Origin of the sequence: Paraburkholderia sp. BR13444 (genome assembly GCF_040948755.1) — a bacterium.
GTDB lineage: Bacteria > Pseudomonadota > Gammaproteobacteria > Burkholderiales > Burkholderiaceae > Paraburkholderia > Paraburkholderia youngii.
Genome location: NZ_JBFPKM010000003.1, coordinates 327,122 through 341,107, shown reverse-complemented (window position 1 = coordinate 341,107; position 13,986 = coordinate 327,122). Strand labels below are relative to the sequence as shown.

Annotated in this window: 12 protein-coding genes; 7 read left to right on the top strand and 5 right to left on the bottom strand. The window is 63.5% G+C overall.

Going from position 1 to position 13,986, the window contains the following annotated elements:
* The first annotated feature begins 103 nt into the window (after positions 1–103).
* The 6 genes from acnB to AB3X95_RS10515 all read left to right on the top strand — a co-directional run bounded on the left by acnB (position 104) and on the right by AB3X95_RS10515 (position 9,798).
* Positions 104–2,689, top strand: a complete 2,586-nt coding sequence (acnB, locus tag AB3X95_RS10540; protein ID WP_176122635.1) for a bifunctional aconitate hydratase 2/2-methylisocitrate dehydratase — start codon at positions 104–106, stop codon at positions 2,687–2,689.
* A 941-nt stretch (positions 2,690–3,630) separates the two neighbouring features.
* Positions 3,631–6,384, top strand: coding sequence for a magnesium-translocating P-type ATPase (gene mgtA, locus AB3X95_RS10535; RefSeq protein WP_368621275.1), 2,754 nt, complete (start codon positions 3,631–3,633; stop codon positions 6,382–6,384).
* 152 nt (positions 6,385–6,536) lie between these two features.
* Positions 6,537–7,601 (top strand): porin, encoded by a 1,065-nt coding sequence (locus tag AB3X95_RS10530; RefSeq protein ID WP_368621483.1) that lies wholly within the window; start codon positions 6,537–6,539, stop codon positions 7,599–7,601.
* Positions 7,602–7,658: 57 nt separating this feature from the next.
* Positions 7,659–7,901 (top strand): hypothetical protein, encoded by a 243-nt coding sequence (locus AB3X95_RS10525; protein ID WP_368621274.1) that lies wholly within the window; start codon positions 7,659–7,661, stop codon positions 7,899–7,901.
* Positions 7,902–8,164: 263 nt separating this feature from the next.
* The gene (locus tag AB3X95_RS10520; protein ID WP_176111289.1) at positions 8,165–8,533 is read left to right on the top strand and encodes a YciI family protein; all 369 of its coding nucleotides are present in this window, start codon (positions 8,165–8,167) and stop codon (positions 8,531–8,533) included.
* Positions 8,530–9,798 (top strand): RNA polymerase sigma factor, encoded by a 1,269-nt coding sequence (locus AB3X95_RS10515; RefSeq protein ID WP_368621273.1) that lies wholly within the window; start codon positions 8,530–8,532, stop codon positions 9,796–9,798. The genes AB3X95_RS10520 and AB3X95_RS10515 overlap by 4 nt, the downstream gene beginning before the upstream one ends.
* 47 nt (positions 9,799–9,845) lie before the next feature.
* Here the strand turns inward: AB3X95_RS10515 and AB3X95_RS10510 are convergent, their stop codons facing one another.
* The 4 genes from AB3X95_RS10510 to AB3X95_RS10495 form a co-directional block, all read right to left on the bottom strand.
* The gene (locus AB3X95_RS10510) at positions 9,846–10,337 is read right to left on the bottom strand and encodes a lytic transglycosylase domain-containing protein (protein ID WP_176369219.1); all 492 of its coding nucleotides are present in this window, start codon (positions 10,335–10,337) and stop codon (positions 9,846–9,848) included.
* 23 nt (positions 10,338–10,360) lie between these two features.
* Positions 10,361–10,699, bottom strand: a complete 339-nt coding sequence (locus tag AB3X95_RS10505; RefSeq protein ID WP_368621272.1) for a hypothetical protein — start codon at positions 10,697–10,699, stop codon at positions 10,361–10,363.
* A gap of 4 nt (positions 10,700–10,703) precedes the next feature.
* Entirely contained in the window at positions 10,704–11,078 is a 375-nt protein-coding gene (locus AB3X95_RS10500) for a hypothetical protein (RefSeq protein ID WP_176122630.1), read from the bottom strand.
* Positions 11,079–11,286: 208 nt separating this feature from the next.
* Positions 11,287–11,901 (bottom strand): TetR/AcrR family transcriptional regulator, encoded by a 615-nt coding sequence (locus AB3X95_RS10495; RefSeq protein WP_368621271.1) that lies wholly within the window; start codon positions 11,899–11,901, stop codon positions 11,287–11,289.
* 84 nt (positions 11,902–11,985) lie between these two features.
* Between AB3X95_RS10495 and AB3X95_RS10490 the strand changes: the two genes are divergently transcribed.
* Positions 11,986–13,116: an MBL fold metallo-hydrolase gene (locus tag AB3X95_RS10490; protein ID WP_368621270.1), complete on the top strand. Its 1,131-nt coding sequence runs from the start codon at positions 11,986–11,988 to the stop codon at positions 13,114–13,116.
* An 11-nt stretch (positions 13,117–13,127) separates the two neighbouring features.
* On the opposite strand, the gene AB3X95_RS10485 is transcribed toward AB3X95_RS10490, so the two are convergent.
* Positions 13,128–13,979, bottom strand: coding sequence for a LysR substrate-binding domain-containing protein (locus AB3X95_RS10485; RefSeq protein WP_176111970.1), 852 nt, complete (start codon positions 13,977–13,979; stop codon positions 13,128–13,130).
* Positions 13,980–13,986: the final 7 nt, after the last annotated feature.

Genomic DNA, 13,986 nt, shown 5'->3' with positions numbered 1-13,986 from the left:
GTGGAGGGGTATTGCAATTAAAATCGCGATCGAAGCAGTGCCCGGCACAGCTTGGAGTGCCTAAAAAGCCTTTCCCTGAAACGCAAATACCAGCAGGTCCCCCATGCTTGAAAACTTTCGTGCTCACGTGGCCGCACGCGCCGCGCTCGGCATTCCTCCCCTGCCGCTGACGGCTCAGCAGACCGCCGAGCTGGTCGAACTCCTGACCAACCCGCCCGCTGGCGAAGAGCAGACGCTGCTCGACCTGATCACCAATCGCGTGCCCGCCGGCGTGGACGAAGCCGCCCGCGTGAAGGCAGGTTTCCTCGCCGCCGTGGCCAAAGGCGAGACCGCCTGCGCGCTGATCTCGCGCGCCCGCGCCACCGAACTGCTCGGCACGATGCTGGGCGGCTACAACATCCAGCCGCTGATCGAACTGCTGTCCGACGCCGAAGTGGGCACCGTGGCCGCCGACGCGCTGAAGAAGACCCTGCTGATGTTCGACCAGTTCCACGACGTCAAGGAACTGGCCGACAAGGGCAACGCCAACGCGAAGGCCGTGATGCAAAGCTGGGCCGACGCCGAATGGTTCACGAGCCGTCCCGAAGTGCCGCAAAGCCTGACCATCACCGTGTTCAAGGTGACGGGCGAAACCAATACCGACGACCTGTCCCCGGCCCCGGACGCGACCACCCGCCCGGACATCCCGCTGCACGCGCTGGCGATGCTGAAGAACGCGCGCCCCGGCATCACGCCGGAAGAAGACGGCAAGCGCGGCCCGGTCAAGTTCATCGAGTCGCTGAAGGAAAAGGGCCACCTGGTCGCGTACGTGGGCGACGTGGTCGGCACCGGCTCCTCGCGCAAGTCGGCCACCAACTCGGTGCTGTGGTTCACGGGCGAAGACATCCCCTTCATCCCGAACAAGCGCTTCGGCGGCGTGTGCCTCGGCGGCAAGATCGCCCCGATCTTTTACAACACGATGGAAGACGCCGGCGCGCTGCCGATCGAACTCGACGTGTCGAAGATGGAAATGGGCGACGTGGTCGAACTGCGCCCGTACGAAGGCCGTGCGCTGAAGAACGGTGAAGTGATCGCCGAGTTCCAGGTCAAGTCCGACGTGCTGTTCGACGAAGTGCGCGCCGGCGGCCGCATTCCGCTGATCGTCGGCCGCGGCCTGACCGCCAAGGCGCGTGAAGCGCTGGGTCTCGCTCCGTCGACGCTGTTCCGCCTGCCGCAGCAGCCGGCCAACAGCGGCAAGGGCTTCTCGCTGGCGCAGAAGATGGTCGGCCGTGCTTGCGGTCTGCCGGAAGGCCAGGGCGTCCGCCCGGGCACGTACTGCGAACCGAAGATGACCTCGGTCGGCTCGCAGGACACCACGGGCCCGATGACCCGCGACGAACTGAAGGACCTGGCGTGCCTCGGCTTCTCGGCCGATCTCGTGATGCAGTCGTTCTGCCACACCGCCGCTTATCCGAAGCCGGTGGACGTGAAGACCCACCAGACGCTGCCGAACTTCATCAGCAACCGTGGCGGCATCGCGCTGCGCCCGGGCGACGGCGTGATCCACTCGTGGCTGAACCGCATGCTGCTGCCCGACACCGTCGGCACCGGCGGCGACTCGCACACGCGTTTCCCGATCGGTATCAGCTTCCCGGCAGGTTCGGGTCTGGTCGCCTTCGCGGCCGCCACCGGCACGATGCCGCTGGACATGCCTGAATCGGTGCTGGTCCGCTTCAAGGGCAAGATGCAGCCGGGCGTGACCTTGCGTGATCTCGTCAACGCGATTCCGCTGTACGCGATCAAGCAAGGCATGCTGACGGTTGCCAAGCAAGGCAAGAAGAACATCTTCTCCGGCCGCATTCTCGAAATTGAAGGCCTGCCCGATCTTAAGGTCGAGCAAGCGTTCGAACTGTCGGATGCTTCCGCCGAGCGTTCGGCCGCCGGTTGCACGGTGCACCTGAACAAGGAACCGATCATCGAATACCTGAACAGCAACGTCACGCTGCTGAAGTGGATGATCGCCCAAGGCTACCAGGACCCGCGCAGCCTGCAGCGCCGCATCAAGGCGATGGAGCAGTGGCTGGCCGACCCTCAACTCCTGTCGCCGGATGCCGACGCCGAGTACGCAGCCGTCATCGAGATCGATCTCGCCGACATCCATGAGCCGATCGTGGCTTGCCCGAACGATCCGGACGACGTGAAGACGCTGTCGGACGTGGCGGGTGCCAAGATCGACGAAGTGTTCATCGGCTCGTGCATGACCAACATCGGTCACTTCCGCGCCGCGTCGAAGCTGCTCGAAGGCAAGCGCGACATTCCGGTCAAGCTGTGGGTGGCTCCGCCGACCAAGATGGATCAGAAGCAGCTGACCGAGGAAGGCCACTACGGCGTGTTCGGCACGGCTGGTGCGCGTACCGAAATGCCGGGCTGCTCGCTGTGCATGGGTAACCAGGCCCAGGTGCGCGAAGGTGCGACGGTCATGTCGACGTCGACCCGCAACTTCCCGAACCGCCTCGGCAAGAACACGAACGTGTACCTCGGCTCGGCGGAACTGGCGGCGATCTGCTCGCGTCTGGGCAAGATCCCGACCAGGGAAGAGTACATGGCCGACATGGGCGTGCTCAATGCCAGCGGCGACAAGATCTATCAATACATGAACTTCGACCAGATCGAAGACTTCAAGGAAGTCGCAGACGGCGTGACGATGTAAGTGTGCTGTCGGGCTACGGCGTGTTGTTCGCGTCGTAGCGTCACGAAATGGCGCCGCGGGCTGAATGCCTGCGGCGCCATTTTTTCGTGCGTCGCTATGGGAATCAATAGAACTCGCGCATGGGTTGAGACTCTCTCAAAATTCCCCAAACCATCTCCTCGCAGATTTTCCTTCGGTCTGCTTGACATAGCCTTTCGTGGTGTTTACGATTCGTCCGTTTTCAACGATTGGGGCTAATGCCTTGGAACCCTGTAGTAGTCGATCTTCGAGCAGTTTGACCGCCTGACCGGCAGGACGTCCGCCCCATCAAGCCGCCGTCCCGCCATCAGGCGGGACGGTGCGCGTCGCAGTATTCGTCGCAGTACCCCCCTCGCACCTTCAAATATCGACGCACAAACCGGCGCGATTGCGCTCGTTCGTGCTGTCCGCGTTGCGCACTTCGATTCGCGCAGCGTTGTCCGTTCACGTCCGTACGGTCCTTGTAATCAGTACGGGTCTTGATTGAATAAACGCGCTCGTGCATCTGGCACGAGGAAGGAGCCCCTATGCCCGACGGTGACTCTTGTCCCTTACCTCCATCCAGTTTTTCTTCCGCCTGAGCGGAGGCTGCACCGTTTCCCGTCACTCGAGCATTGAGCATTGACGTCATGGTTCAGGCCTTCGGGCAGGCAAACCGGAACGACGCTCCGGGCCATAGCCCGGACGGAGAAACATCATGCACTTCGCTCTTCTTGTATCGAACCTGCCTCATATTCAAGAGGCACGCCCGTACTATGACTCGCTGCTCACTCTGCGTACCGGCGAGCATCAAAACATCACATTGATCGGAAAGTGTTGGGCCGCAGTCCGCGCCCGGTTCCGCTGACTTTCTGCATTAAACATCAACTTTTTTGAGGCCGCGACAGGGGTCGGCTAGCGCTCGCCCCTGCCCGGGATAATCCATGCAAAAACAACCCTCGCATCATCACGAATCTCGTCTCAGACAGAAGGGATTTCTAAGTGGATCCTCGTCCAGGGATCGCAACAGGATTTCCGCGCAGATTGCCAGCGAAGCCGGAAACAGCATCGAAGCCACCTTGCTGCATACGCAAAGCTCCGTTGACGGCCTGGTCGACGCCGATGCCGAACAGCGCCTGCGCAGCACGGGTCCGAACGAGGTCGCGCACGACAAGCCGGCACACGCGCTGATCCAGGTGCTGCATGCTTTTTACAACCCGTTTGTGATCGTGCTGCTCGTGCTCGCCGGCATCAGCTATTGCACAGACGTCCACTTTGCCGCGGCAGGAGATCGCGACTGGACCGGCGTGAGCATCCTGCTCACGATGGTCACGGTGAGCAGCCTGCTGCGCTTCTTCCAGGAATACCGGTCGAACAAGGCAGCGGAACGGCTCAAGTCGATGGTGCGGACCACGGCTACCGTCGTGCGCCGTGCGTCGAAGGCCGGGAAGTCGGTGAAGCGCGAGATTCCGATGTCCAATCTCGTGGTCGGCGATATCGTTACGCTGCAAGCGGGCGACATGATTCCCGCCGATATTCGCCTCATCAAGTCGCGCGATCTGTTCATCAGCCAGGCCGCGCTTACGGGCGAAGCACTGCCGGTCGAGAAGTACGACACGCTCGGCGCCGTGATGCAGAAGTCGGCCGATGTCGCCGATGCGGGCCCGGCCGATCCGCTCGAACTGGCGAACGTCTGTTTCATGGGCACCAATGTGGTCAGCGGCACGGCAACGGCAGTTGTCGTCGCGACCGGTGCCGATACTTACTTCGGCGCACTCGCGAAGAACGTGACTAGCCGGAAGCGGATCGAAACGAGCTTCGATCGCGGCGTGAACAGCGTTTCGTGGCTACTGATCCGCTTCATGCTCGTCATGGTGCCCGTCGTATTCCTGATCAACGGGCTGCTCAAAGGTGACTGGCTTTCCGCTCTGACGTTCGCGCTTGCCGTCGCGGTTGGCCTTACGCCGGAAATGCTGCCGATGATCGTTTCGGCGAATCTTGCGAAAGGCGCTGTGGCTATGGCACGACGCAAGGTGGTGGTCAAACGCCTGAACTCTGTCCAGAACTTCGGCGCGATGGACGTGTTGTGCACCGACAAGACCGGCACTCTCACGCAGGACCGGATCATCCTCGAACATCATCTGGACATCGAGGGCCGCCGCGACGACCATATCCTCGAGCTGGCATGGCTCAACAGCTTCCATCAGAGCGGGCAGAAGAATCTGATTGACATTGCGATCGTGAGCCATGCGGAGGCGGCCGGCGTGCCACCCACGCAGGCCCACTTCGCGAAGGTCGACGAACTGCCGTTCGACTTCGTGCGCCGACGTCTGTCCGTGGTCGTCGAGCGCGCCGACGGCAGCCAATTGATGGTGTCCAAAGGCGCAGTGGAGGAGATGCTTGCAGCCTGCACGCAGGTGCAGCAGGGCGATGTCGTTTGCGAGCTCGACGAGGCCGCGCGCAGTGCGATGATTGTCAGATCGCAGGAATACAACGCGGAAGGCTACCGGGTACTGGTCGTCGCCACGCGCGAAATCTCTCGAGCCGAAGCGAAACCGCAGTACCGGAACGCCGACGAAGAGCGCCTCGTGGTTCGCGGTTTCCTGACCTTTTTCGATCCACCGAAGGACTCGGCGGCACAAGCGATCCGCGCGCTGAACGAACATGGCGTGACGATCAAGGTGCTCACGGGCGACAACCCGATCGTGACGGCGAAGGTCTGCCGGGACGTCGGGCTTGATCCGGGCATCCCGGTGCTGGGGCGCGACGTCGAGCAGATGAACGACGACGAACTCTGTGCGGCGGTCGAGTGCACGACAGTCTTCGCGAAGCTCACGCCGTTGCAGAAGGCCCGCGTGGTCAAGGCTTTGCAGACCAACGACCATACGGTGGGCTTCCTCGGCGACGGCATCAACGACGCGCCCGCGCTGCGCGACGCGGACGTGGGCATTTCGGTCGACACCGGCACCGACATCGCCAAGGAAACCGCCGACATCATCCTGCTCGAAAAGAGCCTGATGGTGCTCGAAGAAGGCGTCATCAAGGGCCGGGAAACGTTCGGCAATATCCTCAAGTACCTGAACATGACTGCCAGCTCGAACTTCGGCAATGTGTTCTCGTTGCTGGTGGCGAGTGCGTTCCTGCCGTGGGAGCCGATGCTCGCGATGCAGTTGCTGGTCCAGAACCTGATCTACGACCTGTCGCAAATGTTCCTGCCCTGGGACAGGATGGACCCTGAATTCCTGAGGAAGCCCCGCAAGTGGGATGCCGGCAACATCAAACGTTTCATGATCTGGCTCGGGCCGACGTCGTCCGTATTCGACATCACGACCTTTTGGCTGATGTGGACGGTGTTCGGCGCCGGCGCCGCTTATCACGCCGATGGCGGCGGCCAGATCATCATGAATTCCGGCTGGTTCATCGAAGGTCTCGTGTCGCAGACGCTGGTCGTGCACATGCTGCGCACGCATCGGATTCCGTTCCTGCAGAGCATGGCAGCACTGCCGGTCACGCTGTCGACGACCATTGCGATTCTCGTTGGCTGCTGGCTGCCGTTCTCGCCATTCGCATCGGCGCTTGGCTTCCAGGCGCTGGATCACCGCTACTGGGGATGGCTCGTCGCGACCATCGCCAGCTACATGCTGCTTACCCAACTCGTCAAGACCGTCTATATCCGGCGCTATGGCCGGTGGTACTGACACGGCGATTCCGCTGACGTCCGGGCGCGTCAGCGGCTGATGCAGGGCGCGGCGGCACCCGCCTGTCCGCCCGTTCCATTCACGACTTTCAGGAAGATGGTTGCATGTCGACAATAACAAAAGCAGTCCTGGACGGTTTCACAGCTGGCGCAATGGCGCTTGCGGCTTTGACAACCAACGCGCAAGCCCAGAGCAACGTGACGATGTACGGTGAACTCGACACTGGCCTCGCATGGCTGAACAACGTGGGCGGTCATGCGCAGTACAAGGCAACGAGCGGTCTGATCGACGGCAGCTTCTGGGCACTCCAGGGCAGCGAAGATCTCGGCGGCGGCAACAAGGCCATTTTTATGCTCGAACGCGGCTTCTCGATCACGACAGGGGAGCAATTCGATGATCACCCGTCCTACGTCGGGCTGAGCAGCGATGCGTGGGGGACGGTAACGCTCGGCCATCAGTACGATTCGGTCCACGACTTCTTCGCTCCGGTAACACTGACGGGCGGAGCGGGCGGCACCGCGTTCGCTCATCCGTTCGACAACGACAACGCCAACAACTCGTACTTAGCACGCAACTCGGTGAAGTACACGAGCCCGTCATTCGGCGGTTTGACCGTTGGCGGTATGTACGCACTATCGAATGCTGCCGGTCAGTTCGCAAACAACCGCGCGTATAGCCTGGGCATCAGCTACCAGAATGGTCCGTTCAACGCCGGGGCAGCGTGGCTGCATGCGAGCGGGCGTGGTGCCACCAGCACCGGTGCGTACGATGCGGTCATTGTGCCAGGCAGTGCTCGCCGCACGTTTGACGCGTTCGCGCAGACGCAGAATACATATGGTGCGGGGGCGAACTACGCGATCGGCGACCTTACGCTCGGAGCAGCGTGGTCGCGCTCCACATTCAGCGGTCTGGTCGATGCGGACACCGGCAACCCTGCTCCTTCGGCGCAGTTCAACAACTACGAGGTCAACGCGCAATATCAGCTGATGCCGACGCTGTCGCTTGCCGGCATGTCCAACTATACGAAGGGTTCGAACCAGCACTGGCACCAGGCCGGCTTGCAGGCGGCTTACCTGCTATCGACGCGTACCGATGCATACGTCGAGACGGTCTACCAGCGGGCCTCGACGGACGCGCCGGCAGTGATCAACAGCGCGGAGCCGTCATCCGGCCGTAACCAGCTGCTCATTGGCGCGGGAATCCGGCATCGGTTCTGATTGAACTGTCCACCAGGGATCGATACCCGGCCGAGGTCCGTCAACAGGGAGAACTGCGTGAATCAAACAGGCGAGACGAATCGGAGTGGCAATGTCATGCGACATGCGTTCATGATGCATGAAATACCGCGCTTGCATACGGTGCTTCACCTGATCCACGACATCGCAGACGGACCGGGCCGCCCTGATGCCCTGGTGGAGATCGCCCGGTTGGCGCGCTGCGCGCTGGTCGTTTCAGTGCCGCCTGATCCTCGGATTGTCGAACGCGACGATGCATGCAGGAGTACGTTCAATCCGTGATGATCGAACGGCAAGGGACAGCGGTTCCACATCGCTGCGCCGCAAGCGAATCCCGAGTCGACAACGCGCGTCGAGCGCCCGACAATGTTTCACGAAACACGGTCGAACGGGCAGCAATCCCGTCATTTTTTCCCACCGCAGCGTGGCTGCTGGCGCCGATGCGCGATTATTTGATACACGTTGTCCATCAGCATGCGGCCCGCGCGTCATTGATATGGCGGCCGATGCAATTCATCCGCCTCAACCCCATGACGGAGGCTCAAATGGAATACCTGTTGATGATCTACTCGGAAGAAAACAGCTGGAACAAGATGACCGACAGCGAGCGGCAGCAAGGCGTTGCCGCCTATCACGCGTACACCGAATCGTTGAAGAAATCGGGCGCTCTGGTGGGCGCCAACCGGCTGCAGCACTCGAACACGGCCACCACGGTGCGGCTCGTCGACGGCAAGCCGCAGGTGCTCGATGGCCCGTTTTCCGATTCGAAGGAGCAACTCGCCGGCTACTACCTGATCGACGTGCCTAACCTCGACGCGGCGATGACGTGGGCGTCGCGCTGCCCCGGCGCGGCGCACGGCGTGATGGAGGTGCGCCCGGTCTGGACCGCTCCGTACGAAGCGCCGTCTGCATGAGCTCGTCCCGCGACGCCCGAGGCGATGACGGCGTCGCGCGGTCGATCGCCGAGGCGGTCGCTCGCCGCAGCTACGGCAAGCTCGTCGCGCTGCTGGCAATGCGCACGCGCGACGTCGCCGCGGCCGAGGACGCGCTCGCCGACGCATTCGCGGCGGCGCTCGCGGACTGGCCGGAGCACGGCTGTCCCGCGAGTCCTGAAGGGTGGCTGATGACGGTTGCGCGCCGCCGGGCGATCGACGGCGCGCGTCATCGCCAGGTCGGCGACGACGTGGCGAACCAGCTGCTGATTCTCGCCGACGAAATCGACGAATGCTCGACAGACGCGTTGCCCGACCGGCGGCTGGCGCTGCTGTTCGCGTGCACGCACCCTGCGCTCGAGGCCCCGATTCGCACGCCGCTGATGCTGCAAGTGGTGTTGGGGCTGGAAGCGAAGACGATTGCTTCGGCGTTCCTGATGTCGCCCGCCGCGATGAGCAAGCGCCTCGTGCGGGCGAAGACCAAGATCCGCGAAGCGGGCATTCCGTTCAGCGTGCCCGAGCGCGAGGAGCTGCCCGGCCGGCTCGACGCGGTGCTCGAAGCGGTCTATGCGGCGTACGCGGAAGGGTGGACGGACCCGATCGGCGGCGATACCGAGCGGCGCGAGCTCGCCGACGAGGCGCTGTATCTCGCGCAACTGCTCGTCGAGCTGCTTCCGGAAGAACCGGAGACGCTGGGCCTGCTCGCGCTGATGCTGTTTGCACAGGCCCGGCGTGATGCGCGACGCGATGCGGCTGGCGACTACGTGCCGCTGTCGGCACAAGACCCTGCAACCTGGAACGCGCCGATGATCGAAACGGCGAACGCACTGCTGCGGCGCGCGAACGCGTTCAACGCAATCGGCCGCTTTCAGCTCGAGGCCGCGCTGCAATCGGCGCATGTGGATCGCTGCCGGACGGGGCGCCCGAACTGGGACGAGATCGTGCAGCTCTACGATGGGCTGCTTTCGATTGCGGCGTCGCCGGTAGTCGCAGTGAACCGCGCCCTCGCGGTGGCGGCGCGTGACGGCCCGCAGGCGGCGCTCGATGCGCTGGCGCCGTATGCGGACGATCCGAGGCTCACCGACTACCAGCCCTACTGGGCTGCACGCGCCAATCTGCTCGCGCGTGCCGGCGCGACGGCACAAGCCCTCGGTGCGTACGATCTGGCGATCGGTCTCGAGCGTGACCCGGCCGTGCGGCGGTTCCTGCAGCGCAAGCGGATGGAGCTTGCATCAGCGGGTAGTTAGCGGAGCGCGGTGCGCTGGCAACGACCCGCGGCGCCCGCGCCTGAACCTCATCGCTCCGGCTGCAACAGCCCCCAGCTGACGAGAATCGCCTGAATGCTGCGCGCGTAGCTGTCGCGCTCGCGCGGCGATTCCGAGTGATACGCGCCGATCGCGCGCCATGTGTTGCCGTAGCGCACCATCTTCTGCTTGAGCAGCCAGGCTGCCACGAAGATATTCACGCATGGGTCGGCGAGCGCGCGGTGCGGAATGCCCTGGCTCGCCAGTTCTGGAAAGTGGATCGAATTGATCTGCAATTGGCCCACGTCGATCGACCCGTTGGCATTGCGGTTGATGGCGTTCACGTCGCCTTTCGATTCGCGCCATGCCACGGCGCGCAGCACGTGCGGATTGACGCCCTGGTAAGCGCCAGCCTTGTCGAAGCAATCATCGGCGCTCGGGGCGGCGTACGCGGACGAACTGCCGAGGACCACCAGCGCCGCCCAGGCGCAGATGGCCCACGATCGCAAAGGGCGGAAGGCGTTGGTCTTGGGCTGGTCCATGGGTCGGGGCTCCGGGTCCGGCTTTACTGCGCCAGCGCGGAATCGAGCTGCCGCTCGATGTCCTTCAGATAGGCGCGCGATTCATCGGAGACGACGAGGCGCGGCGTCGGCATCGCGCAGTGGCAATCGCGCTTTTGCGTCTTCTTCTTGTTGCGCGAGCTCGAGCGCGGCGCGGGGAGGTCGTCATCGTCGCCGGTGGAGGGCGGCAGCATCGCGAGCGTGGGCAGCGGCGGGTAGACCTTGTCCGCGGAGGCCAGGGTGGCAGGGGGGGCGGCGGTTGCGGGCGCGCTGGCGGCGGGCTGGCCTGCCCACGCGGCCGAACTCAAGCATAGCGATGCCGCGGCGAAAGCGATCAGGCGCATCGTGTCAGCTCCCATCACGTAGCGGCTGGATCGACACGCTGTACGTCTGGTTCGCGCCGGTCGTCAGGTTTTCGAGCGCGGGTTTGAGCCCCTGCTGCGGCACGCCCCGCCAGATCGCCTCGTTGATGTACTTGAAGTCCTGGCCCAGCGCCGTCACGCGGATCACCGTGGGCCGCTTCTGCGCGGCGGCGAGCGCGCCCGCCTTGGCGAGCACCGTAGCCAGTTGCGGATCGCGCGCGCCGAGTGCATCGGCGGGAATGTCGAACTTCATGATGACGTTCGACACCGCAGGTTTCTCGGCTTGAGCCGTAGTGGGCTGCTGCACTTGTGCGCAGCCTGTCATGAACATTACGGCAAGTAAGAGCACAACGCGCGTCACATCGGGTCTCCAAAGTTTCGAGGCGATGTACGCGTTTTCGGCTTCGGAAGCTGAGACTTGATACCTCGAAGCAAACGTTTGCGAAAAAGGAAGGGTTCACTCTCCCGGTGCTGCTTCGCAGAAGGTCGCTGCGCGCACCGCCGTCTTTCAGCAAAGAACTTCTTGCCTCCGCGGGGACGCCAAAGCAAACCCAACCCGGCAAACCGACTCACGCATAACGCGCGAGAAACATATCCACCGCGGCTTCCGCGATCCGCTTCTGCTCGCCGGCATCGAGCGGCACTTGACCCATCGCCACTTGCGGCCAGAAGGCAAAAGCCTTCACGAGCCCCTGCAACTGCAGTGCGGCGAAGACGGGGTCCCCGGTCTTGATGCGGCCGTCCGCGGCAGCCGCCCGGACCCACGCGGTCAGATCCTCCTCGCGCTCCCCCATGCGAGCGACCATATCGCGCGCGCGCTCCGGCGAATGGATGCCAGCCGCGATCGCCACCCGTGCCAGCGACAAGAAAGACTCGTCGTTAAGCAGGCTCAGCTTGCGCTCCAGCAGATCGAGCAACTGCGCGCGCAACGGTTGATCGACGCGGTAGCAGGGCGCATCGCCATCGTGGGTCGCGTCCCACAGTTGCTGGAGAATCGCCGCGAAAAGCGCTTCTTTGCTCGGGAAATGGTTATAGACCGTGCGCTTCGAGACGCTCGCGCGGGCGGCGATGCGGTCCATGCTGGTTGCGTCGTATCCGGCCGCGAGGAATTCCTCGATCGCGGCGGTGACGATCGCTTCGCGCTTTCGGTCAGTCAGACGTTGGGGGCGGGCAGGCAATTCCATCCCCTAATTTTACACTGGTCAGTTTACTTTTCTTGAAAATAAACTACACTGCTGGGTGTACATTTTCTTCGGAAGGTCAACTTCATGACGTCGCTTCCCGCCTATGTCCGCCAAATGCTCGGCGTGAACGCCGCGCAACGCAGCCGCGCGAAGTTCCGCCTGTCGCCGCAGCATGACGGCGAGCGCTTTCGCAACGTCAAGCCGCGTCCGGCGCAAAGCCTGCGCAAAACGCTCGGGCTCGCGTGGACGGTGCTGTTCAACAAGCCGCGCGGCACCGTGCCGGCCGACGCGTTGCCCGTCGAAACGCTGACACGCGCGCAACTCGATGCGGCGCCCGATCGCAGCCTGTACCGGCTCGGTCACTCGACGATGCTGCTGAAGTTGCGCGGCAAGTTCTGGCTGACCGATCCCGTATTCGCCGAGCGGGCGTCGCCGTTCCGCAATCTCGGTCCGAAGCGCTTTCATGCGCCGCCGATCTCGCTCGACGATTTGCCGCCGCTGCATGGCGTGATCCTGTCGCACGATCACTACGACCATCTGGACCGCGAGACCGTCCTGATCCTGGCGCAGCGTACCGAGGTGTTCTTGACGCCGCTCGGGGTCGGCGACCGGCTCATCGAATGGGGTATCGATGCGGCGAAGGTCCGGCAGTTCGACTGGTGGCAGGGCACGGTGGTCGAGGGCATCGAGTTCACCGCGACGCCGGCGCAGCACTTCTCCGGGCGCAGCCTGTTCGACGGCAACCGCACATTGTGGGCGTCCTGGGTGATCGTCGATAACGATTTGCGCGTGTTCTTCAGCGGCGACACCGGCTACTTCGATGGTTTCAGCGCGATCGGCGAGCGCCTCGGACCATTCGACGTCACGTTGATCGAGACCGGCGCGTACGACGCGATGTGGCCATACGTCCATATGCAGCCCGAAGAAACCGTGCAGGCGCATATCGACCTGCGCGGCCGCTGGCTAGTGCCGATTCATAACGGCACCTTCGATCTCGCGATGCATCGCTGGCAGGAGCCGTTCGAGAGGGTGACGGGGCTCGCGCTCGCGCGCGGCGTCGCGCTGTCGACACCGCGCATGGGCGAGCGGCTCGATCTGACTGCGGTGCATCGCGGTGAACGCTGGTGGCGCGAGGTGGCGGAAACCGTCGCTGCGCCGAAGGCTGCGTGGTGGATGTGTGCGTCGTGCCGAGCCGGCGCGGAGGAGTCTTCCTGACGTCTTCCGGGTTAATTCTTCAGGTCGGCGAGAATGTGCTCCGCGAGAAAATCGCACACAGGTCGCTTCGAAGCCGCGCTTCGCGCCAGCACGACTTCGAGCGTGCCGATTTCCGGCAGGCCATTCGCGGCCCCCAGCAGCGAGAAGTGAGCCGGTACCGCGCACTTGGCCAAAGGGGTCACCGCGAGTCCGGCCTCGGCCATCGTCAGCAGACCCAGCAGACTCGGACTCTCATACGACGTTCGATACGTGATGCGCGCACGCTCGAGGCTCCGGATGGCCTTCTCTCGCGCGACGCTGCCGGGCAAAAACACGGCGATGGGCAAGGGCCTTTCGCGCCAGATCTCGGTCGCGCCCGGGGCGGCGGCCCACACCATCGGTTCGTGACGCAGGAACTCGCCGTGCAATCCTTTCACGCGCGTCGCGCAGACGAGATCGACCGTGCCGTCCTTCAACATCGGCTCGAGCGCGACGCTTGGCAGCCCCACCACCTGAATCTCCACCTTCGGATAAGTCGCCGAAAATTTCTTGAGGATCGGCGGGAACAGTGACGTCGCATAGTCGTCCGGCACGCCGATCACCACGCGCCCGGTCACGTCGGGCCGAACCACCGCTGCCCACGCTTCATCGCGCAGCGCGATCATCCGTCGTGCGTAGGTCAGCAGCATTTCGCCGTCCTGCGTCGGCACCACGCTGCGAGGCTTGCGCACGAACAGCGCCTTGCCGAGCGCCGTCTCGAGCGTCTTGATCTGCATGCTCACCGCCGATTGCGAGCGATGCACGACCTGCGCCGCGCGACTGATCGTGCCGGCGTCCGCCACCGCGATGATCATCGACAGCACGTCCAGATCGAGCGCTTTCATTTCCGTT

Excerpts from the sequence above, each read along its gene's own strand:
- acnB (WP_176122635.1), top strand. The coding sequence starts at position 104 with ATGCTTGAAAACTTTCGTGCTCACGTGGCCGCACGCGCCGCGCTCGGC.
- mgtA (WP_368621275.1), top strand. The coding sequence starts at position 3,631 with ATGCAAAAACAACCCTCGCATCATCACGAATCTCGTCTCAGACAGAAG.
- AB3X95_RS10530 (WP_368621483.1), top strand. The coding sequence starts at position 6,537 with ATGGCGCTTGCGGCTTTGACAACCAACGCGCAAGCCCAGAGCAACGTG.
- AB3X95_RS10520 (WP_176111289.1), top strand. The coding sequence starts at position 8,165 with ATGGAATACCTGTTGATGATCTACTCGGAAGAAAACAGCTGGAACAAG.
- AB3X95_RS10515 (WP_368621273.1), top strand. The coding sequence starts at position 8,530 with ATGAGCTCGTCCCGCGACGCCCGAGGCGATGACGGCGTCGCGCGGTCG.
- AB3X95_RS10510 (WP_176369219.1), bottom strand. The coding sequence starts at position 10,337 with ATGGACCAGCCCAAGACCAACGCCTTCCGCCCTTTGCGATCGTGGGCC.
- AB3X95_RS10505 (WP_368621272.1), bottom strand. The coding sequence starts at position 10,699 with ATGCGCCTGATCGCTTTCGCCGCGGCATCGCTATGCTTGAGTTCGGCC.
- AB3X95_RS10495 (WP_368621271.1), bottom strand. The coding sequence starts at position 11,901 with ATGGAATTGCCTGCCCGCCCCCAACGTCTGACTGACCGAAAGCGCGAA.
- AB3X95_RS10490 (WP_368621270.1), top strand. The coding sequence starts at position 11,986 with ATGACGTCGCTTCCCGCCTATGTCCGCCAAATGCTCGGCGTGAACGCC.
- AB3X95_RS10485 (WP_176111970.1), bottom strand. The coding sequence starts at position 13,979 with ATGAAAGCGCTCGATCTGGACGTGCTGTCGATGATCATCGCGGTGGCG.